At 61.6% G+C, this 24,370-nt stretch carries 17 protein-coding genes and 1 pseudogene; 11 read left to right on the top strand and 7 right to left on the bottom strand.

The window, feature by feature from the left end; genetic code table 11:
- Positions 1-133 precede the first annotated feature (133 nt).
- Entirely contained in the window at positions 134-1,483 is a 1,350-nt protein-coding gene (locus HU811_RS06400; protein WP_186654730.1) for an MATE family efflux transporter, read from the top strand.
- A 5-nt stretch (positions 1,484-1,488) separates the two neighbouring features.
- On the opposite strand, the gene HU811_RS06395 is transcribed toward HU811_RS06400, so the two are convergent.
- The 6 genes from HU811_RS06395 to HU811_RS06370 form a co-directional block, all read right to left on the bottom strand.
- Complete coding sequence (locus HU811_RS06395; protein ID WP_186654728.1) at positions 1,489-2,286, bottom strand: DUF4123 domain-containing protein; 798 nt, start codon at positions 2,284-2,286, stop codon at positions 1,489-1,491.
- Complete coding sequence (locus HU811_RS06390) at positions 2,283-3,599, bottom strand: type VI secretion system Vgr family protein (RefSeq protein ID WP_186654726.1); 1,317 nt, start codon at positions 3,597-3,599, stop codon at positions 2,283-2,285. The genes HU811_RS06395 and HU811_RS06390 overlap by 4 nt, the downstream gene beginning before the upstream one ends.
- A gap of 234 nt (positions 3,600-3,833) precedes the next feature.
- Positions 3,834-5,747, bottom strand: a complete 1,914-nt coding sequence (gene speA / locus HU811_RS06385; RefSeq protein WP_047227397.1) for an arginine decarboxylase — start codon at positions 5,745-5,747, stop codon at positions 3,834-3,836.
- A gap of 223 nt (positions 5,748-5,970) precedes the next feature.
- On the bottom strand, positions 5,971-6,342 hold the full coding sequence (locus tag HU811_RS06380; protein WP_186654723.1) for a translation initiation factor Sui1: 372 nt from the start codon (positions 6,340-6,342) through the stop codon (positions 5,971-5,973).
- A 171-nt stretch (positions 6,343-6,513) separates the two neighbouring features.
- Positions 6,514-7,071: an NUDIX hydrolase gene (locus HU811_RS06375; protein ID WP_186654721.1), complete on the bottom strand. Its 558-nt coding sequence runs from the start codon at positions 7,069-7,071 to the stop codon at positions 6,514-6,516.
- 3 nt (positions 7,072-7,074) lie between these two features.
- On the bottom strand, positions 7,075-8,142 hold the full coding sequence (locus tag HU811_RS06370) for a DUF2333 family protein (protein ID WP_092452188.1): 1,068 nt from the start codon (positions 8,140-8,142) through the stop codon (positions 7,075-7,077).
- Between the two features lie 285 nt (positions 8,143-8,427).
- Between HU811_RS06370 and HU811_RS06365 the strand changes: the two genes are divergently transcribed.
- From HU811_RS06365 to accC, 5 genes and pseudogenes are all read left to right on the top strand, one after another.
- Entirely contained in the window at positions 8,428-10,098 is a 1,671-nt protein-coding gene (locus HU811_RS06365) for a GGDEF domain-containing response regulator (RefSeq protein WP_186654719.1), read from the top strand.
- A gap of 1,492 nt (positions 10,099-11,590) precedes the next feature.
- Positions 11,591-12,097 (top strand): annotated as a pseudogene (locus tag HU811_RS27735) (methyl-accepting chemotaxis protein); the annotation flags it as partial.
- Positions 12,098-12,276: 179 nt separating this feature from the next.
- Complete coding sequence (gene aroQ, locus HU811_RS06355) at positions 12,277-12,729, top strand: type II 3-dehydroquinate dehydratase (protein ID WP_018605716.1); 453 nt, start codon at positions 12,277-12,279, stop codon at positions 12,727-12,729.
- A 48-nt stretch (positions 12,730-12,777) separates the two neighbouring features.
- The gene (gene accB, locus HU811_RS06350; protein ID WP_053118072.1) at positions 12,778-13,242 is read left to right on the top strand and encodes an acetyl-CoA carboxylase biotin carboxyl carrier protein; all 465 of its coding nucleotides are present in this window, start codon (positions 12,778-12,780) and stop codon (positions 13,240-13,242) included.
- 17 nt (positions 13,243-13,259) lie between these two features.
- Positions 13,260-14,621, top strand: a complete 1,362-nt coding sequence (accC, locus tag HU811_RS06345; RefSeq protein WP_092452197.1) for an acetyl-CoA carboxylase biotin carboxylase subunit — start codon at positions 13,260-13,262, stop codon at positions 14,619-14,621.
- Positions 14,622-14,703: 82 nt separating this feature from the next.
- On the opposite strand, the gene HU811_RS06340 is transcribed toward accC, so the two are convergent.
- The gene (locus HU811_RS06340; protein ID WP_186654715.1) at positions 14,704-18,672 is read right to left on the bottom strand and encodes a type III effector 1; all 3,969 of its coding nucleotides are present in this window, start codon (positions 18,670-18,672) and stop codon (positions 14,704-14,706) included.
- 190 nt (positions 18,673-18,862) lie between these two features.
- Here HU811_RS06340 and prmA point away from each other — a divergent pair, with 190 nt between their 5' ends.
- The 5 genes from prmA to purH all read left to right on the top strand — a co-directional run bounded on the left by prmA (position 18,863) and on the right by purH (position 24,211).
- A complete protein-coding gene (gene prmA, locus HU811_RS06335; protein ID WP_092395893.1) occupies positions 18,863-19,741 on the top strand; it encodes a 50S ribosomal protein L11 methyltransferase in 879 nt (292 codons plus the stop codon).
- Between the two features lie 30 nt (positions 19,742-19,771).
- Positions 19,772-21,010 carry a DUF3426 domain-containing protein gene (locus tag HU811_RS06330; protein WP_186654713.1) on the top strand — a complete coding sequence of 413 codons (1,239 nt, stop codon included), beginning with the start codon at positions 19,772-19,774 and terminating at the stop codon, positions 21,008-21,010.
- Between the two features lie 185 nt (positions 21,011-21,195).
- Entirely contained in the window at positions 21,196-22,203 is a 1,008-nt protein-coding gene (gene dusB / locus HU811_RS06325) for a tRNA dihydrouridine synthase DusB (RefSeq protein WP_092395889.1), read from the top strand.
- Complete coding sequence (gene fis / locus HU811_RS06320) at positions 22,200-22,520, top strand: DNA-binding transcriptional regulator Fis (RefSeq protein ID WP_025211617.1); 321 nt, start codon at positions 22,200-22,202, stop codon at positions 22,518-22,520. The genes dusB and fis overlap by 4 nt, the downstream gene beginning before the upstream one ends.
- Before the next feature lie 83 nt (positions 22,521-22,603).
- Complete coding sequence (purH, locus tag HU811_RS06315) at positions 22,604-24,211, top strand: bifunctional phosphoribosylaminoimidazolecarboxamide formyltransferase/IMP cyclohydrolase (protein WP_092395887.1); 1,608 nt, start codon at positions 22,604-22,606, stop codon at positions 24,209-24,211.
- The last annotated feature ends 159 nt before the right edge of the window (positions 24,212-24,370 follow it).

The raw sequence follows: 24,370 nt of genomic DNA, 5'->3' as shown, positions 1-24,370 counted from the left end.
TCGCCACAAGAGCAGGATGATCATGGCATTGCACTCAGCGATCCCCTGGTTTTCTGCTGATAAGCGTGACCCCCCTTTCTGCGTGGGAATGCTGCAATAACCCGCTACAATCGCGCTCCGTAAAGGAGCTCGCATGTCCAACCTGATCACCGACTGGCGCGACCGTCTTACCCACCGCCGGGTGTGGGCGCTGGCCGCGCCGATGATTCTCTCGAACATTTCCGTACCGCTGGTGGCGCTGGTGGACAGCACCGTCATCGGCCACTTGCCCCATGCTCATCAGTTAGGCGCGGTGGCGGTCGGGGCGAGCTTGTATACGGTGCTGGCCTGGGCCATGGGTTTCTTGCGCATGGGCTCCACCGGGTTCGCCGCCCAGGCCGCCGGGCGCGGGGATGGAGCGGCGTTGCGCCAGGTGCTGCTGCAAGGTCTGCTGCTGGCAATAGGGTTGGCGCTGGTGCTGGCTGTGGTCGGCGTGCCGTTGAGTGGCGTGGCGTTGCATTTCATGCAGCCATCCGCCGAGCTTGAGCAGTTGACCCGGGAGTTTTTCCACACCCGGCTGTTTGGCTTGCCAGCGGCGCTGGCCAGTTATGCGCTGGTGGGCTGGTTTCTCGGCGCTCAGAATGCCCGGGCGCCGTTGGCGATTCTGTTGGTGACCAACCTGGTGAACATCGCCCTGAACCTGTGGTTTGTGATCGGCCTGGACTGGGGTGTGACCGGTTCGGCCCGGGCGTCGGTGATTGCCGAGTGGACCGGCGCCCTGGTCGGCCTGATCCTGGCGCGCAACACGCTGCGGGCCTGGCCGGGGCAGATCGCCTGGGCGGCCCTGGGGGTGTGGCAAAGCTGGCGTCCGTTGCTGGCGGTGAACCGGGACATTTTCATTCGCAGCCTGGCGCTGCAAGCCGTGTTCTTCCTGATCACGGTGCAAGGCGCGCGCCTGGGGGATGCGACCGTGGCAGCCAACGCGCTGCTGCTCAATGGTCTGCTGCTGACAGCCCACGCCCTGGACGGTCTGGCCCATGCCGTCGAAGCGCTGTGCGGTCACGCCATCGGCGCCCGCGACCGTCTGGCCCTGCGCCGCTCTCTGGTAGTGGCCTGCGGATGGTCATTGATTGCCAGCGTGGGGTTTGCCTTACTGTTTCTGCTCGCCGGCCACTTGTTCATCGAAATGCAGACCAACATCCCCGACGTGCGCGACACCGCTTACCGCTACCTGCCTTACCTGGCGGCGCTGCCGTTGATTGCGGTCTGGAGTTATTTGCTCGATGGCCTGTTCATCGGCGCCACGCGTGCCAGGGAAATGCGCAATGGCATGCTGTTGACCCTGTTGCTGGTGTTGCCGTTTGCCTGGGTACTGCAAACGCTCGGCAACCACGGGCTGTGGATGACTTTCCTGCTGTTCATGGCCTTGCGCAGCCTGACCCTGGGTGCTTTCGCGTGGCGCATGCAACAGCGCGATAGCTGGTTCGGTGCAGGCGCCCATTAACCTTTTCAACCTTGATTGTCCTGCCATAGCCGCCGCAGGTGATCCAGGCGTTCGCGCTGCGAACCGCCTTTGAGCCCCGGCACGGGTCGGGCATTGGGGTATTGCAGGCGCAGCCATAACCAGTCGTCGAGTACCGGTCGTTCGGTAAACCCCAGGGTCAGCCCTTGCTGCAGGTCGTCCCAGAGCAGGCGGAAATCCCGCCCGGTAGAGCAAGACCACTGCCAGACGTGGCGTTCCAACAGACATCGCTGCAACTGACTCTGCTGCCAGTGGCTGAGACTGTGTTCGTTTTCCAGTGCCGGTACTGCCAGCCCCGGATTGGAGAGTTGCTGCCAGCCCTGGCTGCCGAGGGTCCTGTCGCCCCAGGTCCCGCCGAACCAGCGCACCAGGCTGATCGGCCCCAGCCAGCAACTGAGTTCCAGAGGATCGCAACCGTCGAAGAAATAGCTGGCCGTGTGCGGGTTGTAATAGTTCAGCAAGGCCTTGTGATGCAGGCCCAACGTCACCGTCAACATGCGCCGCAGATGCGCCAGTAATTGCGCATCTGACGCTCGGCTGACCAACAACAGCCCTGGCCAGGAGCCGGCATCCAGGTGACACAGGCTGGCCAGTGCCGGCGATTGCTGCAGATCCACCAGCAACGGACCATGCTCCCTCAGCTCGTGCAATTCGGTGCCTTCGAACAAGGCAAAGCGCCGGATCTCTGCGAACTGCTCCTGCAAACGCTGCGCGGCGTCCGGCGCACCTGGTACGTCGAGCAGCAGCCATTGCGGCGCTGATTCAGACATGGCGGCAGCACTCATGGAGCAGCGCCCGCGCCGAGCTGCGTGAGCATGCGGCAGGTACACAACGGCTGGCTACAGGGGTTGAAGCTGCCGCCTCCGGGCAACAGACACAACAGCACCAACGGCTCGGCGCTCTGGATCGCCGCCAACAGAAGCGGGTCGATGCCAGACGCCTCATGGACTGGTCGGGAGGTTTCACTCAGGAGCGACTCATCCCCTTCTTCCCGAGATGCCGGCGCGTCGAGCAATGCGCTGATCAATGGACGATCCGGGTCGCCCTCGATAAAACTCACCAGCACCTCGGTGCCCTTGGCAATGGCGTGCCCCCAAGCGGCCAGCTCAGGGGCCAACGGCAGCCAGCAATGACTGGGACTGGCGCCCTCCCCCTGATAGACCCAGTCGAACTGCACCGCTACTCGCCCCGCCACCTGCATCTGCGGCTCATCGACCGTGACCACCCAGCCGCGCTGCCGACTCGGCATGCGAGGTTTTGCCGCGACCCCGGTCGCCACGAACGGCCATCCCGCAGGAATGGCGCGAAAATGGTTGCCATATACGCCGGCCTGCGCGCGATGCTCGACTTTCGTCAACAGCCAGAGCTGGTTCCAGACTTCGACAGGATGCCCTGCCAGCGACAGCGTCCGGCCGCAATGCAACCCCATCAGATCGCTGCGGCCCAGCGCTACCTGCTCCCCCGAAACATCGCTTTGGACACGCCAGTTGCGCACCGCCGGAGCCATTCCCTCGCGCCTGTAAAGCGTCTCGCCATCGGGTAGGGAATCGCCCGTGCTGTCAGCAAAAACCAGGCAATGCCCATCCCGAGCCTGCTCGAAATGGAAGTAAATGCCCGCCTCGGCGCATACGCGCTGGAGAAACTGCAGATCTGACTCCCGGTATTGGGTACAGAAATCGCGCAGCGGATAATCACCACTCAAAGCCAGGTACACCTGGCGTCCGGCAATGCCGTGGGCCTTGAGCACCTGGCGGATGATTTGCGGTACAGAACGGGCACTGAACACCCGTTGGCTGAATCGTTGCGCCAGGCACGCCAGCTTCGGCCCGATGCGTACCCGGCAACCAGCGCCCTGACGATGCTGGACAAGCTCGTGAATCTGCCCATGGATGCCCCGCCCCCCAGCGCCGAAACTCAACCAGACGCTGCGGTAGAGCAACCCGGCAAGGTCCAGGGGCGTATCGCCGATCAACAGCTCCACATCAAAGACAAAGGGTTCGCTGATGGCTTCGCTGCCCGTGAAGGCCACGACAACAAAGGACTCGGGCAGACCGGCTATCTCCAGACGAAATGACGGCTCGCTGGCTGGATCGGACATCGGCGTTTCTCTACAGGAGGGGCGGCTGAGGATTCTCGCTGAGAGCCATGGCCGAGTAGAGAGCCCAAATACAAGTTAGGAAAGGGACTACACGAAATGAGGACACCACCGGCTAAATGCACCCGTGTGCGGAAATAACAGCGGCACAAATAAAAACGCCCTCCGGGACTATCCGAAAAAACCCGCAGCACACGGTGTATTTTCTGACAGTCCCGGAGGGCGTTCAGGCCCCCATCAGGAAGACAGGTAGGACGACCGCGTCAGCCCCAGGCGCAGGGCATCCAGGAACTGGGTGCGCTCGGCGGCACTGATACGGGCGCTCGCGCACTTGTCGCGGTAGTGGGTCATCAACTCCTCCGGCGACAAGTGCACGTAGCGCAGCATGTCTTCGATGGTGTCGTGGGTTTCGATACCGGCGTGGTACACGCTGCCGTCGGCATTCTGGTAGATGTTCACCGAGTCAGTGTCACCGAACAGGTTGTGCATGTCGCCAAGGATTTCCTGGTAGGCACCCACCAGGAAGATGCCCAACAGGTAATCTTCGCCCGGATTGAGGGAATGCACCGGCAGGCTGGTTTCGATGCTCTGCTCGTCGACGTACTGCTTGATCTTGCCGTCGGAGTCGCAGGTCAGGTCTTGCAGCACGGCGCGGCGCAACGGTTCTTCATCGAGGCGATGCAGCGGCAGGATCGGCAGCACCTGACCGATGGCCCAGGTGTCCGGCAGGCTCTGGAACACCGAGAAGTTGCAGATGTACTTGTCGGCGAGCTTGTCGTTGAGTTCATCCAGCACTTGGCGATGGGAACGCTGGCGGGCCTTCAACGAGTTATGCAGGCGACGGCACACGGCGAAGTAGCACTGCTCGGCCAGGGCTTTTTCGGCCAGGGTCAGCTTGCCGTCGGCGTACTGGGCGGCCACGTCACTCATGTAGTGGGTGGCGCGCCAGTAGGTTTCGGTGACCATCTCGATATCGGTCGGGCCCAGCAGGTCAACCAGCCATTGCACGGTCTCCGGCAGGCTTTCCTTGTTTTCGATCACCGGCACGTCGTCGTGGTGTTTCTCGACGTCGGTCACCTGCACCACCAGCATCGCGTGGTGGGCAGTCAGGGAGCGACCACTTTCCGAGAAGATGTGCGGATGCGGCAGGCTCTGGGCATCGCAGAACTCCTTGAGCATGCCAACCACGACACCGGCGTAATCGTCCATGTCGTAGTTGATCGAACTGGCATTGCGCGAGTGCGTACCGTCGTAGTCCACGCCCAGGCCACCGCCAACATCGATGTGATCCACCGGCAGGCCGAGGTTGCGCAGCTCACCGTAGTAGCGGATCGCTTCCTTGAAGCCATGCTGGTAGTCCGCCAGGTTGGCGATCTGCGAACCCATGTGGAAATGCAGCAGGCGGATTCCCTGATCCAGGCCGGCGGCACGGAAGCGCTCGACCACCGACAGCAGTTGCGCGGCAGACAAACCAAACTTGGATTTTTCGCCACCGGTGTCGGCCCACTTGCTCGACGCCAGGGAGGACAGGCGTACCCGCAGGCCGACCTGAGGCTTGACCTTGAGCGACGCGGCTTCTTCGATCACCAGGCCGACTTCGGACTCTTTCTCGATCACGATGAAGACGTTATGGCCCAATTTCTGCCCCATCAGCGCCAGGCGAATGAATTCACGGTCCTTGTAACCGTTGCAGACGATAGTCCCGCCCTTGGGCGCCAGGGCCAGCACCGCCAGCAGCTCGGGCTTGGAGCCGGCCTCAAGACCGATGGAAACGTTCTGGGTGGCGATGATGTTTTCGATCACCGCTTCCTGCTGGTTGACCTTGATCGGATAGAGCGCGGTGTACTGGCTCTGGTATTCCAGGCGCGCGATGTTGCTGTCGAACGCACCGGTGAGCTGGCGCACGCGGTCTTGCAGGATGTCGGGGAAGCGCACCAGCAAGGGCAGCGACAGGCCGCTCTGGCGCAACTGGTCGACTTGCTCGAACAGGTCGATGGGCGAACTGCCTGGACCGTTCGGACGGACTTCGACGCGACCGGCGTCATTGATCGCGAAATACCCGGCCCCCCAATGGCGGATCCCGTAAACACTGCGGCTGTCCGCAACTGTCCATTGGCTGCCATCGTCTTTGCGTGTGCGTCGTACGGACATCGAAGTCCCCTATAAAGAAGTCAAAATGCACCATCCGGTAGGAGGCTGGAGCAGTCTAGAGAATGGAAATGACGATTTGCCTGTAAGCAAGGTAGACCCTGCTCACAGCGCTGAGTTTAGAAACCCGTTCAGAACAGGCTCTGTGAAAACCATGTGGGCGACTTCGAACCGTGCTTTGTAGAAGGGGTTCGAATCAAGCCGAGGGTGGTTTTCACAGAGGCTGCTAGCCGCCGGACTTTTTCGCCTTGAAGCCGTGTCTGGTCAGTTCCGCCAGCAGCAGCTCGACGTGATCGCCCTGGATCTCGATGATGCCGTCTTTCAAAGCACCACCGGTGCCACAGCGCTTCTTTAACGTAGTGGCCAGTTCCTTGAGCGCGTCCTCGGCCAATGGCACGCCAGTGATCGTGGTCACCGTCTTGCCGCCGCGGCCTTTGCTTTCACGGCGCACGCGAGCGATACCGTCACCGGCAGCAATAGTGGTCTGTTTGCAGATGCAGGCATCCGCCGGCTGGCGGCAATCAGGGCAATGACGACCGGCGTCGGTAGAAAATACCAGGCCGCCCAAGGCGGCGAAGGATGCGGCTTTTTTGGCCACCGGCAATCCTCTTGGGAGGACAAAGACTGGCCGGGCAAAAGTAAGTGCCCCGACCGCGAAGCCCCACTCAGGCAGGGGCAGCGCTACTGGATCGCAGACAGCGATTCAGCTTGAAAAGTCGCGCAGTGTAACGGCAAAAAGCCGACTTGCTAAGGGCCAATCGGCGCCAATTTAGCGCTTCTTTGCGACATCATCGCCATGGGCTCGCAAATAGCGCTCGAGCGCCGCCAGAGAGTCCGGGCAGTAAGGCTTGTGCTGGATTTCATCGAGCACCTGGTCGACCGGCAGGAAACGCGCCTCGAGCACCTCTTCAGGTTGCAGGATCAGCGGCCCGTCCCACACGGCCGAGAACGCCGAGCACCACAGACGACTGCCGCTGTCTTCGAAATAAAAATGGTCATGGGCCGTCAGTTCGACACCGCTCACACCCAACTCCTCCGCCAGCTCTCGAGCCGCCGACTCGGCGTAGGTCTCGTTGGCCTGCACCATCCCGCCTGCCGCCACGTCCCAGAAGCCCGGATAGATCGCCTTGCTCAGGGTCCGCCGATGAACGCACAACTCACCGGCCGAATTGAACAGCATGATGTAGGAGCCGCGCCCGATCAGACCGCGCTCACGCAGGTCCGAACGCACCAGGCTGCCAAGCAGGTTGTCGTCTTTATCGACCCAAGCGATAAGCTCGGCATCCGAGGCCACTCGATGAGCGACCTCCCGCGGGCTTTCTTCCATCTGTCAGCCCTGGTTCAGCAATTGCCGCAAGTCGATCACCGCCGCGTTGGCGCGGGAAATGTAGTTGGCCATCACCAGCGAGTGGTTCGCCAATACACCGAAGCCGCTACCGTTGAGGATCATCGGACTCCAGACCGGCTCCTGGGAGGCTTCGAGTTCACGAATGATCTGCCGTACGCTGACCGTGGCGTTTTTCTTGGCCAGCACATCGGCGAAATCCACTTCGATGGCGCGCAGCAAATGCGACAGCGCCCAGGCCTGGCCGCGAGCTTCGTAGAACACGTTGTCGATCTGCATCCACGGGGTTTCGACCACCTCCTCGTCCACTTGCGGTACCTGGCCCGGCGCCGGGACTTCGGTTTTCAGTGAGGTGTTGAGCTTGACCCGGCCCACGCTGGCCGACAGGCGCTGGGACAGCGAACCCAGACGAGTACCGACATCGCCCAGCCAGTTGTTCAGGTTATCGGCGCGAGCATAGAACAGCGCGCTTTTCTGGTTCGGGTCGGACAGGCGCGCCTGATAGCGGCTCAGCAGAGCGATACCTTCCTGATATTCCGACTCGCTGGAAGGCAGCACCCAGCTGCGGTTATCGAAGTTGAAACGCGGTTCAGCCTTGGCCAGGTCGGCGTCCTCGGCGGACTGGGACTGGGATCGGGCGAAGTCCTTGCGCAGTGCGCGGCTCAGGTCGCGAACCTGCACCAGCACGCCATACTCCCAGCTTGGCATGTTGTCCATCCACAGGCCCGGCGGGAAACGGTCGTTGGAAATATAGCCGCCTGGCTTGGTCAACAGGGTCTCGGCCACGGTCTTGAGGGTCTCGACGGTGGTGTAGCCGAGCACCATTTGCCGGCCATTCTTCTCGGCGGCCGCCTGGGCGTTTTGCTGCACGGGAAACAGGTCGGGCTCCTGGCTCCAGTACCAGCCGACGGCAATGGTCACCAGCAGGTACAGGCCGACCAGCGTGGCCAGCGCCCGGCTGAAAAAAAGCCCACCCAGGTAGCTGCGGGTGGCCGATTTCGGCTCGGCGGCACGTTCAGGCGCGCTGCCCGCGCGGTTTTTCCAGTCCAGCATGGCGATGTCCCTTCAATCACTTGAGTTCACGGTTCGACCACAACCCTACGCCATCGTGCCTGATTTGAAACGCGATAATGCGGCGCAAATCATGCCGACCACGACAGGGCAATCGAACGGCCACTATAAAGGAAGCGCTGCCACCAGCCTACGAGACTGACCGGTCATAAACTGAATGCCATCTCAAGACAGAATATTGACGTATGACACTCATGCCAATGAAAAGAGGTGCTAGCATAGAGCCACCAGTCGATCTCAGCATGCACCCTAACTAGTAGTCAGGATATGACCGAGCCAGAAGACCCCAGCCGTGAGCGCCTCAAGCACCACTTTGCCCAGCGGGTAATTCACCAGGCTCGCCAGATCCTGGAGATTTGGCAGCGCCTGCAACGCAGTGAATGGTCAGGCGTCGACCTGTCGGAGCTCAGCGAAGCCAACCTGCGCCTGCTGCGCTTTGCCGAGCGCTTCGAGCAACCGGAGCATTGCCTGCTTGCCCAGGGCATCAGTCAATCGCTGCAAGCGGTGGAAGCCAATCGTGGACGGCTGAGCAGCCACCTGATCACTGAAATCAACCGACTGATGCAGCGCCTGTCCCGCACCGGCCTGCGCCATGGCGATCAGCTCGAACAGACCTTCCTGCCGCCACTGCGCAAACCCATCTACGTGATGCTCCAGGACCATGACCGCGCCGAGCGGCTGGCCAAGCAGTTGGAGTTCTTTGGTCTGAGCGCCCAGGCGCTCGACAGCGTGGCGGCGTTCCGGGCCTCGATGGTCGAGCGCCTGCCGGCCGCTATAGTCATGGACGTGGACTTCAGCGGCCCCGGCATCGGCCTGAAACTGGCCGCCGAAGCCCAGGAAGGTCTGGAGCAGCCATTACCGCTATTGTTCTTCAGCCTGCTGGAAACCGACACGCCGACACGCCTGGCGGCGGTGCGCGCCGGCGGGCAGGAGTTTCTCACCGGTACTCTGGAAGCCTCTAGCCTGCTGGAAAAGATCGAAGTGCTGACCTGCGTTGCCCAGTATGAACCCTACAAAGTGCTGGTCATCGATGACTCCCGTGCCCAGGCCCTGCACACCGAGCGCCTGCTCAACAGCGCCGGTATCGTCACCCGCACGCTGATCGAACCGATCCAGGCCATGGCCGAGCTGGCGGATTTCCAGCCTGATCTGATCATCCTCGACATGTACATGCCCGCCTGCACCGGCACGGAGCTGGCGAAGGTGATCCGCCACAATGACCGCTATGTCAGCGTGCCGATCATTTACCTGTCCGCCGAAGACGACCTGGACAAACAGCTCGACGCCATGAGTGAAGGCGGCGACGACTTCCTGACCAAACCGATCAAACCCCGGCACCTGATCACCACCGTGCGCAACCGCGCGGCCCGGGCGCGTAACCTCAAGGCGCGGATGGTCCGCGACAGCCTCACCGGTCTTTACAACCACACCCACATCCTGCAACTGCTCGAAGACTGCTGCTTCCGCGCTCGCCGCGAGGACAAGCCGTTGAGCTTTGCCATGCTGGACATCGACCACTTCAAACGGGTCAACGACAGCCACGGCCACCCCATGGGCGACCGGGTAATCAAGAGCCTGGCGCTGTTCCTCAAGCAGCGGTTGCGCAAGACCGACTTCATCGGCCGCTACGGCGGTGAAGAATTCGCCATCGTCATGCCAGACACGGATATCGATGCGGCCTACAAGGTACTGGATGAAATCCGCCAGCGTTTTGCCGAAATTCACTACCCGGCGCAACCCCAGGATCTGTGGTGCACCTTCAGCGCGGGCGTGGTGCAGATGAGCGAAGAGTCCGACAGCCTGATGATGGCCAGCCAGGCGGACGAAGCGCTATACCGCGCCAAGCACGCAGGGCGCAATCGGGTACAAAGCGCACGACAATCAAAGCAAAGTGCCACCTTTTCATCGGAATCCACCGATTCAGTCATAAACCTGTAACCCAAACGCAATAACTTCAAGCACTTACGATTCTGCCCTTGGTAGACCCTTGATGCGCCTGAAGCTGCTGACCAATCTCAATACCCTTCTTTTAGTTGCCGTGTGCGTTGGCCTGGCTTGCACCCTATGGTGGTCGCAGATCGCCCTGGAGCGCCCCTATCTGTTGATGGAGCGCTACCTGAGCCTGTCGCGGCAGTTCCAGGGCGAGGTGGCGCGCAACATTGAGGATTACCTGGCCAGCGGCGACGCCTTGCGGCTTAGCGCAGCCACGGCGTCCCTTGAAAGCCTGCAAACAGAACTGGATCAATTCCCGCCTGAACTGGGCCAGACCCTACGCCCGAGCCTGTCGAGCCTCGATGACTTCAGCAGGACCGATCTGCTGGCGGCGGGTAAACTGGCCGGCGATCCCCAAGCCTTACTGCTGCAGGCCGAACGAGAACTGAGCGCCAGCCTGGACCAACTCGCCCAATACGCCAATGGGGCCCCGGCTTACCTGCCCCCTTTGTTCGCCGCATCCCAGCACCTGGGCCGCTTGTCCCTCGCCCGGGACAAGCTGGTCAGCAGCGGGCGCAGTGAACTGGCCGCCGATGTTGAACGGGAGTTGGCGAACATCCGCGTGCAGGCCGAAAGCCTCGACAACCTGCCGCTGTTGGGCGTGACGGACAGCAGTCAATCCGGCGGCGATGATTTTGCCGCGCTGATGGGCCTGGAGACGCAGGAAAAGGCCGTCGCCGAAGATGCCGGCATCGCCCTCAAGCGCGAACTCAACAGCCTGCTCGGTCGCTACCCAGCCGAACTGGGGCGCACGCGCGCACTGATCCAGAAGCGCACGGAACTGAGCAGCGCCACGCACTTGAAAATCGCCGATGTGCAACAGGCGATCGATGCCATGGAATCGGCGGTTCGCGCCCAACATGGCCAGATCCAGGGCGAAGTCCGGCTGATTCAGGGGTTGATGATCGGCCTGATCCTGCTGATCGCACTGCTCATCGACACCTTGCAGCGGCGCCTGGCCCGGACCTTGACGAATCTGGCACCCGCCCTGTCGACTTGGGCCGAAGGGGATTTCAGCCGCGACATTCATGTGGGCGCCAGCAACCGCGAGTTACAGGACATTCAGGCTTCGCTCAATCGCTTGCGGGCGTATCTGGTGGACCTGGTGGGCACCATTCGCCTGAACGCCGAGCAGGTCGCCGGCAGCAGCCGGGCACTGGCTGAACTGAGCGGCGAGCTGCACAGCGGCGCCGAGCACCAGGCCGGTGACACGGCGCTGATCCGTGACTCCCTCAGCGAGCTGGAAGCGACCATTCAACAGGTGGCGGGTGACGCCAGCCAGGCCGCCGACGCCAGTCGCAGCGCAGGGCATGCCGTGGAACAGGGCCAGAAGGTCATCGGCCTGAGCCTCACCGGCCTGCATGCGCTGGTGGGCGAGGTGCAAGGCAACGCACAAATGATCGAACAACTGGCCGAGGAGTCGGCTACCATCGGCGGCGTGCTGACGGTGATTCGCTCGATTGCCGATCAAACCAACCTGCTGGCCCTCAACGCCGCCATCGAAGCCGCTCGCGCCGGGGAAATGGGCCGGGGCTTCGCGGTGGTGGCCGAAGAAGTCCGCTCCCTGGCCCAACGCACGGCAGGCGCCACTGCCGAGATCCAGACACTGATCGCCCGCTTGCAACTGGCCGCGCGCCAGTCGGTGGACGGCATGCGCGCTCAGGTCGAACACGCCGAAGCCACCGCCAACCAGGCACAAGCGGCCGACGGCGCACTGGATAAAATCGTCGGGGCCATCCAGACCATTTCCGAAACCGCAGTGCGCATCGCCGACGTCACCGCCCAACAAAGCGGCGCCGTCAGCGAAATCCGCGACCATAGCGAGCGGATTCACCAATTGGGTGGGGACAACCTGCTGCGCATCGGCCAAGGGCGGGAACAGGGCGACAATCTACTGGTGCTCGGGGGACGGTTGCACACCGCCGTGCAGGCGTTCCGGGTTTAAGCCCACAGGGTTTAGCGCGGGCTCCTCAAGTGCGGTGACCGGATCAAGGAGCATGGTCACAAATTTCGCGCAAACATCGGTCATCGTGCTGGCTATTGCAGAGAACTGGACAGTCATAAAGGCTTTGCGGCATAGTCGCCGGGTTCTGACACCTGCTCACAGATAACAAGGAACAGCAGATGGCGACCCTATTGGTCCTGCACGGACCCAACCTGAACCTGCTGGGCACCCGCGAACCGGGCGTCTACGGGGCCGTGACCCTGGCCCAGATCAACCAGGACCTGGAACAGCGGGCCCGCAATGCCGGCCATCATCTGCTCTACCTGCAAAGCAACGCCGAATATGAATTGATCGACCGCATCCATGCCGCGCGTGGCGAAGGCGTGGACTTCATTTTGATCAATCCCGCTGCTTTTACGCACACAAGTGTCGCATTACGTGACGCGCTGCTGGCAGTGAGCATCCCATTCATCGAAGTGCATTTGTCCAACGTGCACAAACGCGAACCTTTCCGCCATCACTCCTACTTCTCCGATGTAGCGGTGGGAGTGATCTGCGGCCTTGGCGCCAGCGGTTACCGACTGGCCCTGGAGGCCGCCCTGGAACAGCTTGAAAAACAGGCAACAGCTTGAACAACAAGCGTTAAGCGCCCCTGACCGACCCTTGGGAGTTGATGATTCATGGATATCCGTAAAGTTAAGAAACTGATCGAATTGCTGGAAGAGTCCGGCATCGACGAGCTCGAGATCAAGGAAGGCGAAGAGTCCGTACGCATCAGCCGTCACAGCAAGACCCCGGCCCAGCAGTTCTACGCGCCGGCACCGATGCAGGCTCCAGCCGCCGCGCCTGCTCCGGCAGCAGCGCCAGTTGCCGCCGCCGCTCCAGCAGCACCTGCCGCGCCAACGCTCAACGGCACCGTTGCACGTTCGCCGATGGTAGGCACGTTCTATCGCAAGTCTTCCCCGTCCTCGCCGTCCTTCGTTGAAGTCGGCCAGACCGTGAAGAAAGGCGACACCCTGTGCATCGTCGAAGCCATGAAGATGATGAACCACATCGAAGCTGAAACCAGCGGTGTGATCGAATCCATCCTCGTTGAAGACGGCCAGCCGGTTGAGTACGACCAACCGCTGTTCACCATCGTTTGAACCGCGGAGAGCTTTCGATGTTGAAACCTGCGAAGTTGGAAAAAGTCCTGATCGCCAACCGCGGTGAAATTGCCCTGCGGATTCTGCGTGCCTGCAAAGAGATGGGCATCAAGACCGTCGCCGTTTACTCCAAGGCCGACAAGGAACTGATGCACCTGGGCCTGGCGGACGAATCCGTCTGCATTGGTCCGGCGTCGGCTGCGCACTCTTATCTGCACATCCCGGCGATCATCGCCGCCGCTGAAGTGACCGGCGCCACCGCCATTCACCCTGGCTACGGTTTCCTGGCGGAAAACGCCGACTTCGCCGAACAGGTCGAAAACTCCGGTTTTGCCTTCATTGGTCCGAAAGCCGACACCATCCGCCTGATGGGCGACAAGGTGTCGGCCAAGCACGCCATGATCGCCGCCGGTGTACCTACCGTTCCGGGTTCCGACGGCCCGCTGCCTGAAGACGAAGAAACCGCTCTGCGCATTGGTCGCGAAGTCGGTTATCCGGTGATCATCAAGGCCGCCGGTGGCGGTGGTGGTCGCGGCATGCGCGTGGTACACAAGGAAGAAGACCTGATTTCCTCGGCGAAACTGACCCGCTCCGAAGCGGGTGCAGCATTCGGCAACCCGATGGTCTACCTGGAAAAATTCCTGACCAACCCACGTCACGTCGAAGTCCAGGTGCTGTCCGACGGACAGGGCCAGGCCATTCATCTGGGCGACCGCGACTGCTCGCTGCAGCGTCGTCACCAGAAGGTTCTCGAAGAGGCGCCAGCACCGGGCATCGACGAGACGGCTCGCCAGGAAGTCCTGGCACGCTGCGTCAAGGCCTGTATCGACATCGGCTACCGCGGCGCCGGCACCTTCGAGTTCCTCTACGAGAACGGTCGTTTCTACTTCATCGAAATGAACACCCGTGTTCAGGTGGAGCACCCGGTTTCGGAAATGGTCACCGGTATCGACATCGTCAAGGAGATGCTCAGCATCGCCGCCGGCAACAAACTGTCGTTCACCCAGGATGACGTGGTGATCCGTGGCCACTCGCTGGAATGCCGGATCAACGCCGAAGACCCGAAAACCTTCATGCCAAGCCCTGGCACGGTCAAGCATTTCCATGCCCCGGGCGGCAATGGCGTTCGCGTCGACTCGCACCTGTACAGCGGTTATGCGGTTCCGCCGAACTATGACTCGTTGATCGGCAAGCTGATCACCTACGGCGCAACCCGTGACGAGGCCATGGCGCGCATGCGCAATGCGCTGGACGAAATCGTGGTAGACGGGATCAAAACCAACATCCCGCTGCACCGCGACCTGGTCCGCGACGAAGGCTTCTGCAAAGGTGGCGTCAACATCCATTACCTGGAACACAAGCTGGGCAACCAGCACTGATGTTTCAAGTGATGTAAAAAGACCCCGGTCCATTGGCCGGGGTCTTTTTTTGCCTGCTCTTTAAGGATAACGGCCAAATGGATCAGCTCAGCGCCACCGTGGGGAACGCGTGGGCTTCGATCTGTGCCGCAGTCGCTGGCCGACCCTGCGGGGTGAGAACGGCACCACTGGCATTGGCTACCAGCGGTTCGCTGCGCACGCGCGTCATGAACCCACGAGCCCGCACCGACACCGGATCAGAACCCTTCTTCGCCCTCGCCAGCACCGGTATGTAGTAGCGTTCGACCTGACTGGCCGATGTCTTGAATACCGTCGAGACACCACTGCGCAGATCCAGTGAAACACCGTAGGTATTGCCGAAGCAGGACGAATAGGACCAATGATCCCAGGTGGGTCGCAGCCCCTGACGCCGCATCGCCGACCTGACCCGCCCGCCAATGTCAGCCCCCGTCAGCCAGTCGCCACCCACCAGGGTCGTACGAATATCCTTCGCGTTTGCGCCCAGGCGTCGCATCACGTCCCGCAGACTGCGCTCAATCAGCGCGCGGATATTGTGATCGAAATGGATAACGGCCCCTGCCTTGGTGGTCGGGTTATACAACGACGCGATCACGCACGTCTGCGCGTTCAGGGAGAACAGATAGTTATCCGCCGCGGCCTCGCTGAACCTTGCCACCACGGCCTCGCCCTGCAACGCGCCCCTTGATACATCCGGAAAGACATGACCGGGAAACGCCTCTCGCAGATCATTCACTCGTCCCAGGACAAGCATCTGATCATTGCCCCCTTTCAACCCGACCTCGTTGTGTACCCACTTGCGCTTCCCCACCCTGCGGATGGGCAGGTTGTACAAGGCGCCGGGGCGACTGGCATCCACCAGGCACAAACCGCCGAAGTAAGGGTCTTCCTTCACCTGGTAGTACTTGCCTTTACTGCGGATGTAATAAGTAGTGTGTGGCTGCGATGCGCTGGGCGGGCTGCGATAGGTGCCTTGGAAGAGGCTCTCCCCGGTTACCAGCTCCAGATGCTCAGGCGCTTTGCCGACCGCCTGTTTCGGCTTGAAACGTATGGGCTGGATCACCGGCCCGGGCTCTTTGGCAATCAGCGGGGCCATGCTTGCCAAGCGCTGCTCGGACAGTGACATGGGCTTCACGACAAGCTTCAGGCTTCTGGCCGCCCGCCCCAGTAGCGGAGCAACGGTCCCGCCCCCCAAGGCAGCGAACAATAGGCCCCAGGAGGCCATCAGCCAGTGGCCCAGCGCACGATCCGTATCGCCCTGCCCATGCGCCTCGGCGGCCTGTTTGACGCTGACGGCAATAAAGGCGACATCCAGCAGTAAGGCGAAGGGCGGATAAACCAGGCACACGGGAGCCGATGCAAACAGCAGCCCCTTGATGATCTGCTGCCTGATCACCTCGGCGCGACTTTTGGTGACGTCTTCCACATCGCTGAGCGCGCGCTCGATGTAGGCATCGAACTCCGCCTGGATATCGTTCACTCGATTGAACTCGCGCAATGTGTCGACACCAATGCTCGCCGCCGCCAGCGCCGCCAACGAACGCCTGACAGCCGTGCGGGCGCCGAGCGCGACCCGCTGCAGCACATAGTCATGCAGGCGCGTGGCGACCGTCCCGGAGAAGTCCTGGTATCGGCGAAACGTGACACCGTCCGGGGCGTCCGGCGTGTACAGCCAATAGGCGCCCTTCGGATCGAAGTAGGCGAAGACGTAGACGCCCATCACGATATGGCCGCCGACGGAAAACCTGATCACCCCTTCGCGCTGCACGACGGTCCCCGAATACACCGGACCGGACACTGGCACCGACTCACCCAGTAGGGTGACTTGGCGGGTAAGCCACCAAAACTCATTCGCGCTCAACTGGGATTTGCCCGTTGCGACACGCAGGTCACGGTCCATCCGGGTCAGCAACAGGCTGCGGTAGGCATTGCGCCGTGCGGTGTACTCAGGGGCACTGGCATCGAGGAACCTGGCACGGACCTCCCGTACATACTGCTCGCCCACGTATGCCCGCCGGATATAGGACGCAAGCTCCGCACTGCGGACCTGCCCCAGGTCCTGCCCCACCGAGGAGCGCACACCTTTTCTGGGATTGTCGATACCCGAGTTATCGTCATACCCATGGATAACGAGCTCCAGCAGGCTAGCGACCTTCGTCTTGCCGTCCGCCAACCCTGGGTTGTAGTCGATGAGCACCGTTGCGGGATCGACCGGCGCCTGCACGCCCTTGCTGCGCATGTAAGGGGCAATCGCTTGCGTGACGATACGCTTGGCGAAATCCACGAAGACTTCGTAGCCCTCCAGCTGTTTATTGAACACCTGCTGATGGACCAGAAGTTCCTGGCTCAAGCTGCTAATGGTTCGCCGCGCCTCTATCGGCAGGGCGGAATACCAGCGAGGCGATTCGTCCAGCTCCACCTGTGCCAGGTTGTTGTTCAGGCCCATTGCAACGATGTCTTCAAGGCAAGTCTTGAAACCAGCCACCGCACCTCTGGGATCCCGGCTTGTATCCCATGTCATCGGCTTGTCTGCCACACGGGCAAAGTATTCCCGGGCCACGCCTCGATCTCCCGGAGAGATCCGCTGCAGCAGGTACTCGCGACCGGCTTCGCTGCGGGTCCAGGCGCCTATCTCCACGCTCACGGCCCAAAGCGAGGGCAATTCGATCCACTCCTGGCCATCCGGTTTGTCGGGGGCGTACAACAGCAGGTCGCCTTGCAGGTCCTGGCGATAGAACAAGAGCAAATCGGCACACTTCAACGTGTTTGGAAGCAGTAGACAGCTAACCCGCAGAACGCTGGCGGACTGCACCGAAGCTTCGCCCTCCCACAGCGCCTTGAGAGCTTCATGGTGGGTCACCTTCAAATGACCCGCGCAGCGGGCTATGAACGCACTTTGCTGCAATCGTGCCGAGAACCAATCGAGCATGGCGTCTTTCAGATCCCCTCGGCCATACAGGTCGACCAGTGCCTGCAAGTACCCGGCCGGGGCATCAACATCCGCCAGCAATTGACTAATGAACGCTGGCGAAAGTGGCTGGTTACGCAGCATGGCGCCGTTTTCCACCAGAAACACCGCCACGGTGTCCGGCCTTATGGGGCCGGCCGCCAGCAACTCGCTCAGGCTACGGGTCTGCACCGGCTGCCCCATCACACTTCGCCACTGCAGTTGCACTCGAATGCGGTCCGGCTCGACGTCCATGTCCCGCTCACGCCTGACATAATCCTTGACCAGATGCCGGGCAAAAGCCTGCCGCGAACCCAGGCCATCGAGCAGTCCATCCAGCAGCGCCTGGGCCTGGGAGGTCTGGTCCTGAAAAGCCCTCAGCTTTTTACGATCAGCTTCGCTTAGCCCCCGCAACCAATCAGGCAATTGCAAACGCGCGATGGCCTCAAGGCTTTGACGCTCCTGCGTCGTCGCCAATGCGGTCAATTGACTCATCTGCCGCCAGCGGTGCTGGAGCGCTTCGATTTTCGCTCTGAGCTCATCGACCCCGAGGCCTTCCAGGGGACCAGGCTGAAAAAGCAGGTCCACTGCAGCCATGTGCTCATCGAGCTTATGCTTGAGCAGCGCTTCAAGCGAGGCGTCGCGCTCCGCCATTCGCCAATGGCGTCGCAGATAGTCCTTGTAGTGATGAATAAAACCCGAGGCGACACCCTCCACCGCCTGGACAATAATCGCCTGGCGCTCAGTCGGAAAACCCAGGTCAGCCCCGTCCGGCCAGCGGTAGGGCGCCTCCTGTTCTTCATCGCTAACCAGCGGTTTCTGATCGATCATGCGTTGCAGCACCGTGTCGAGCAGGGTGCCAATGAAATGCGGGTCTATGTTGCCGTGGTAATAGTGGTTGCGCAGTTCGACCAACACATACTCTTCCAGCACCTCCAGCAAGGTCATCTGGGCGTGTAGTCGCTGGTCGATAGCAGCCTGCCAACGAGCCAGCCTCTCCAGAATGACTTGTGCAGTTTCCGCCTGCGGGGAAGATACCGGCCCCGCGCCGCTCGTGTTGCCTTGCCGCTCGGCAGTGTTGTCCATCACATTCCTCCCTGTTGTGTGGACCCGCACCTTATCCGCCCGCCAGCGCCCGCATGTCATACATATATATATCGAAACACCAGCAGGGCGGCGCAAGACTCGCTTATCCACTTTGACGGCGACCTGGCGTACACTGCGCGCCTTTGCAGCCCTGCGCTGCCCCCAGTAGATTTTTCCAAAGGTGCCCGCCATGCCTTGGCTGCAAGTACGTCTGGCTATCAGCCCGGAACAAGCCGAAACCTATGAAGACGCGTTTCTTGAAGTCGGCGCCGTATCGGTAACCTTCATGGACGCCGAAGACCAGCCGATCTTCGAGCCGGAACTCAATACCACGCCGTTGTGGTCCCACACTCACCTGCTGGCCCTTTTCGAAGGTGGCACTGAGCCGACCAGCGTGCTGGCACATCTGGAGCTGCTCACCGGCAGCCCGTTGCCCGAGCATCACAGCGAAGTGATCGAAGACCAGGATTGGGAACGCAGCTGGATGGATAACTTCCAGCCGATGCGCTTCGGTCAGCGCCTGTGGATCGTGCCGAGCTGGCATGCCGCGCCGCAGCCGGATGCGGTGAACCTGCTGCTGGACCCAGGGCTGGCGTTCGGCACTGGCACGCACCCGACCACCGCGTTGTGCCTGGAATGGCTCGACGGCCAGGACCTCAAAGACTGCAACGTACTCGACTTCGGCTGCGGCTCGGGGATCCTGGCCATTGCCGCGCTGCTGTTGGGCGCCAAGGAAGCGGTCGGCACCGACATCGACGTCCAGGCCCTGGAAGCCTCCCGCGACAACGCCGGGCGCAACAACATTGCCCCAGAGCTGTTCCCCCTGTACTTGCCGCAAGACTTGCCACAGGTTCAGGCCGACGTACTGGTGGCCAACATCCTGGCCGGTCCGCTGGTGTCCCTGGCGCCGCAGTTGTCGAGCCTGGTCAAGCCGGGCGGACGCTTGGCGCTGTCGGGCATCCTGGCCGAACAGGGTGAAGAAGTCGCTGCGGCCTATGCCGCGGACTTTGATCTGGACCCCATCGCCAGTCGCGATGGCTGGGTGCGCATCACCGGTCGTCGGCGCTAGAATGGGCGCCTGTATCAACCGGATTGCCGCATGACTGACAGTTTCGTCACCCAGTGCCCGCATTGCCACACCAGTTTTCGCGTCAGCCACACTCAATTGAGCGTGGCCCGCGGGGTGGTTCGCTGTGGCTCGTGCCTGCAAGTGTTCAATGCCGCACGGCAATTGCTCGAACAGCATGCTGCCAAGGAAACCGTCACGCCCCTGGCATCGCCAGTCAAGACGCCGGCTGCCGAATCCCCGCCCCGTGCGATCAGCCAGAAGCAATGGACCGCCGCCGAGCTGGACCTCGATGATCTGGACAAGGAACTGGCTCGACTGGAACGGCGTGACAAGCGTGCGCCGGATACCTTCGGCCGACGTCGTGAAGACAACCTGAGCGCGCAACGCGACCCGCTCTCGAACGACCAGGAGCCCTGGTCCGACAGTCTGTACAGCGAATCCGCCAGCGAGCGCGACGAAACGATCCTCCAGACCCCGGTCGAACCGTTCGCGCCCCATGAGCCGGCCCGGCCTCCGCGCACCGAACCGTCCTTGTCCCTGGCGCTGGAACCGCTGGAACCGGACGACGAACCGGTCACCCTGCTACGCCTGGAGCCGGACGACGAGCCCCACGAACACTTTGAGAGCTTGTCTGCCGGCGATGATCACGATGATCACGACGAAGCACCGCTGCAGGCGGTGCCGACGCGCAAGGCACGCGAGCGCCATGAACCCAGAATACGCGCCGAGGCCCTTCAGGACCTGGATGACGATCCGCTGCAACTGGACTGGCGCAAGCGTCGCTCGCCCTGGGGCCGGCGCTTGCTATGGGGCCTGTTGATACTGTTTGCCGCCGCGGCCCTGGCCGGCCAGTACATCGCCTACCACTTCGAAGAACTGGCCCGTCAGGATCAGTATCGCCCGTGGTTCCTGCAGATTTGCCCGACCATCGGCTGCGACGTGCCATCCAAGGTCGACATCGCCAAAATCAAAAGCAGTAACCTGGTGGTGCGCAGCCATCCGGAGTTCAGCGGCGCCCTGGTGGTGGACGCAATCATCTACAACCGTGCGCCGTTCTCCCAGCCTTTCCCGCTGCTGGAGCTGCGTTTCGCCGACCTCAACGGGCATCTGATCGCCAGTCGCCGTTTCAAGCCCGGTGAATATCTGGGCGGCGATGTCGAAGGCCTGGGAGAAATGCCCCCGCAGACGCCCATTCATATTGCCCTGGATATCCTGGACCCGGGACCGAAAGCGGTGAACTACAGCCTGAGCTTTCATTCACCAGAGTGATGCACACCCGGGCCGGGCGATTGGCGGCAGCTTTCTGACTCAGCGCACCCGAACCAAACCGCTGGCGATAACAAAATAGCTGTTCAGATTTTATCCAATTCGACCTTTATCCAGTCATCGAGAGCGGGTATCATGCCAACCCTTTTTCGAAGTCTCATGATCCGGCCCCACTTCAGGGAAGTCCTATGTCGGCGGTACGCATCGGCCCATATACATTACAGAACGGCCTGGTTCTCGCCCCAATGGCGGGCGTCACCGACCAGCCCTTTCGTCAGCTGTGCAAGCGACTGGGCGCCGGGCTGGTAGTTTCGGAAATGGTCAGCAGCGACATGAGTTTGTGGAACACCCGCAAATCGCGTCTGCGCATGATCCACGAAGGCGATCCCGAGCCCCGCTCGGTGCAGATCGCCGGTGGCGATGCCCAGATGCTGGCGCAGGCGGCCCGGGCCAATGTCGAGCTGGGCGCACAGATCATCGACATCAACATGGGCTGTCCGGCGAAGAAGGTCTGCAACAAGGCTGCAGGCTCGGCACTGTTGAAGGATGAAGCGCTGGTCACCGAGATCCTGCAGGCGGTCGTCGCCGCAGTCGATGTGCCGGTGACCCTGAAGATCCGCACCGGGTGGGACCGGGAGAACAAGAACGGCCTGACGGTGGCGAAGATCGCCGAACAGGCAGGTATCACGGCGCTGGCGGTGCATGGCCGCACCCGTGCCGACCTGTACACCGGCGAGGCCGAGTACGACACCATCGCCGCGATCAAGCAGGCGGTGTCGATTCCGGTCTTTGCCAACGGCGATATCGACTCGCCCGAAAAGGCCCGGTACGTGCTGGACGCGACGGGTGCCGACGGGTTGTTGATCGGCCGGGCTGCCCAGGGGCGGCCATGGATTTTTCGTGAAATCGAACACTTCCTGCGCACCGGCGAAAAGCTCGCTGCGCCGCAACTGTCCGAGGTGGAACGTATTCTGCTAGAGCATCTGGCCGCGCTGCATGCCTTCTACGGAGAAGTCATGGGTGTACGCATCGCTCGCAAGCATGTGGGCTGGTATCTCGCAACCCTGCCGGGCGCCAGGGAGTTTCGCGCCCGTTTCAATCGTTTGGATGGTACGCAAGCACAATGCGCCGACGTTCAGGCGTTCTTCGCTGAGCGTTACAAGAGCCTGACAGGGGACGAAGGGGTGGCCGCATGACGATGATGACCGAGACTTTAGTGAGTGGAATAACACCCGTGAGCGACAACGTAAATTTGAAACAGCACCTCAATACGCCCAGCGAAGAAGGTCAGACCCTTCGCGGGAGTGTCGAGAAGGCGCTGCACAATTATTTCGCCCACCTTGAGGGCGCTGCCGTCACGGATGTGTACAACCTGGTGCTTTCGGAAGTCGAGGCACCTCTGCTCGAGAGCGTGATGAACTACGTCAAGGGCAACCAGACCAAGGCCAGTGAGCTGCTGGGCCTGAACCGCGGCACCCTGCGCAAGAAACTCAAGCAGTACGATCTGCTGTAAGCATTCAATCAAACCAGAAAGGCGCCCGCGTAAAAAACGGTCGCCTTTTTTGCTGACTTCCCTTGCTTTTGATGGAAATTGAAATGACCGACCAGACCACCCGCCTGCCGATCCGCCGCGCCTTGATCAGCGTCTCCGACAAGACCGGGATCCTCGAATTCGCCCGCGAACTGCAACAGCTGGGCGTCGAGATCCTCTCCACCGGCGGGACCTTCAAGCTGCTGCAGGACAACGGCGTCGCCGCAGTGGAAGTCGCGGACTACACCGGTTTTGCGGAAATGATGGACGGTCGGGTCAAGACCCTGCACCCGAAGATCCACGGCGGGATCCTGGGTCGTCGCGGCATCGACGACGCCATCATGAACGAGCACGGCATCAAGCCGATCGACCTGGTGGCGGTCAACCTCTACCCGTTCGAAGCCACCATCAACAAGCCAGGTTGCGACCTGCCGACCGCCATTGAAAACATCGACATCGGCGGCCCGACCATGGTCCGCTCGGCGGCCAAGAACCACAAAGACGTGGCCATCGTGGTCAACGCCAGTGACTACGCCAGCGTGCTGGAAAACCTCAAGGCCGGTGGCCTGACCTACGCCCAGCGTTTCGACCTGATGCTCAAGGCCTTCGAACACACCGCCGCCTACGACGGCATGATCGCCAACTACATGGGCACCGTGAACCAGGCCGCTGAAACCCTGTCGACCGAAGGCCGCAGCGAATTCCCACGCACCTTCAACACCCAGTTCGTCAAGGCCCAGGAAATGCGCTACGGCGAGAACCCGCATCAGAGCGCGGCGTTCTATGTGGAAGCCAAACCTGCCGAAGTCGGTATCGCCACCGCCACCCAGTTGCAAGGCAAGGAACTGTCGTTCAACAACGTGGCCGACACCGATGCGGCGCTGGAATGCGTCAAGAGCTTCGTCAAGCCTGCCTGCGTGATCGTCAAGCATGCCAATCCGTGCGGCGTGGCCGTGAGCCCCGACGCCGAGGGCGGCATCCGCCAGGCCTACGAACTGGCCTACGCCACCGATACCGAATCGGCATTCGGCGGCATCATCGCCTTCAACCGTGAACTGGACGCCGAAACCGCCAAGGCCATCGTCGAGCGTCAGTTCGTCGAAGTGATCATCGCCCCATCAGTCAGCGAAGAAGCCCGTGCCATCGTCGCCGCCAAGGCCAACGTGCGCCTGCTGGCCTGCGGTCAATGGTCGGCCGACCGCGCGCCGGCCTGGGACTACAAGCGTGTCAACGGCGGCCTGCTGGTACAAAGTCGCGACATCGGCATGATCGGCAGCGAAGATTTGAAAGTGGTGACCCAGCGCGCCCCAAGCGAACAGGAAATCAACGATTTGATCTTCGCCTGGAAAGTTGCCAAGTACGTCAAGTCCAACGCCATTGTCTACGCCAAGAACCGCCAGACCATCGGCGTCGGCGCCGGCCAGATGAGCCGCGTGAACTCGGCCCGCATCGCCGCGATCAAGGCTGAACACGCCGGTTTGCAGGTACAGGGCGCGGTCATGGCCTCCGATGCGTTCTTCCCGTTCCGCGACGGCATCGACAACGCGGCCAAGGTCGGCATCACTGCGGTGATCCAGCCGGGTGGTTCGATGCGTGACAATGAAGTGATTGCCGCCGCTGATGAGGCCGGCATCGCCATGGTATTCACCGGCATGCGCCACTTCCGTCACTAACATGACAACGGCCACACTGAAGCCGGCATCTGCTGCGTTGGAGCCGACCTCGATGATGCTCATTGCCAAAAGGCAACTCCGCTCATCGAGGCCGACCCCGCCTTGCATCTACCGTCTTCATTGCGACCTCCTACGGCGTAAAACGCTTTAGGTTCCAAA

It is taken from the genome of Pseudomonas tehranensis, assembly GCF_014268615.1.
Taxonomy (GTDB): Bacteria; Pseudomonadota; Gammaproteobacteria; order Pseudomonadales; family Pseudomonadaceae; genus Aquipseudomonas; species Aquipseudomonas tehranensis.
Note: the sequence above shows the minus strand (reverse complement) of the source record. Positions and strands in the feature narration are given on the sequence as shown.

Bases quoted from the DNA above. Each gene is read 5' to 3' on its own strand.
- HU811_RS06400 (WP_186654730.1), top strand. From the start codon at position 134: ATGTCCAACCTGATCACCGACTGGCGCGACCGTCTTACCCACCGCCGG.
- HU811_RS06395 (WP_186654728.1), bottom strand. From the start codon at position 2,286: ATGAGTGCTGCCGCCATGTCTGAATCAGCGCCGCAATGGCTGCTGCTC.
- HU811_RS06390 (WP_186654726.1), bottom strand. From the start codon at position 3,599: ATGTCCGATCCAGCCAGCGAGCCGTCATTTCGTCTGGAGATAGCCGGT.
- speA (WP_047227397.1), bottom strand. From the start codon at position 5,747: ATGTCCGTACGACGCACACGCAAAGACGATGGCAGCCAATGGACAGTT.
- HU811_RS06375 (WP_186654721.1), bottom strand. From the start codon at position 7,071: ATGGAAGAAAGCCCGCGGGAGGTCGCTCATCGAGTGGCCTCGGATGCC.
- HU811_RS06370 (WP_092452188.1), bottom strand. From the start codon at position 8,142: ATGCTGGACTGGAAAAACCGCGCGGGCAGCGCGCCTGAACGTGCCGCC.
- HU811_RS06365 (WP_186654719.1), top strand. From the start codon at position 8,428: ATGACCGAGCCAGAAGACCCCAGCCGTGAGCGCCTCAAGCACCACTTT.
- aroQ (WP_018605716.1), top strand. From the start codon at position 12,277: ATGGCGACCCTATTGGTCCTGCACGGACCCAACCTGAACCTGCTGGGC.
- accB (WP_053118072.1), top strand. From the start codon at position 12,778: ATGGATATCCGTAAAGTTAAGAAACTGATCGAATTGCTGGAAGAGTCC.
- accC (WP_092452197.1), top strand. From the start codon at position 13,260: ATGTTGAAACCTGCGAAGTTGGAAAAAGTCCTGATCGCCAACCGCGGT.
- HU811_RS06340 (WP_186654715.1), bottom strand. From the start codon at position 18,672: ATGGACAACACTGCCGAGCGGCAAGGCAACACGAGCGGCGCGGGGCCG.
- prmA (WP_092395893.1), top strand. From the start codon at position 18,863: ATGCCTTGGCTGCAAGTACGTCTGGCTATCAGCCCGGAACAAGCCGAA.
- HU811_RS06330 (WP_186654713.1), top strand. From the start codon at position 19,772: ATGACTGACAGTTTCGTCACCCAGTGCCCGCATTGCCACACCAGTTTT.
- dusB (WP_092395889.1), top strand. From the start codon at position 21,196: ATGTCGGCGGTACGCATCGGCCCATATACATTACAGAACGGCCTGGTT.
- fis (WP_025211617.1), top strand. From the start codon at position 22,200: ATGACGATGATGACCGAGACTTTAGTGAGTGGAATAACACCCGTGAGC.
- purH (WP_092395887.1), top strand. From the start codon at position 22,604: ATGACCGACCAGACCACCCGCCTGCCGATCCGCCGCGCCTTGATCAGC.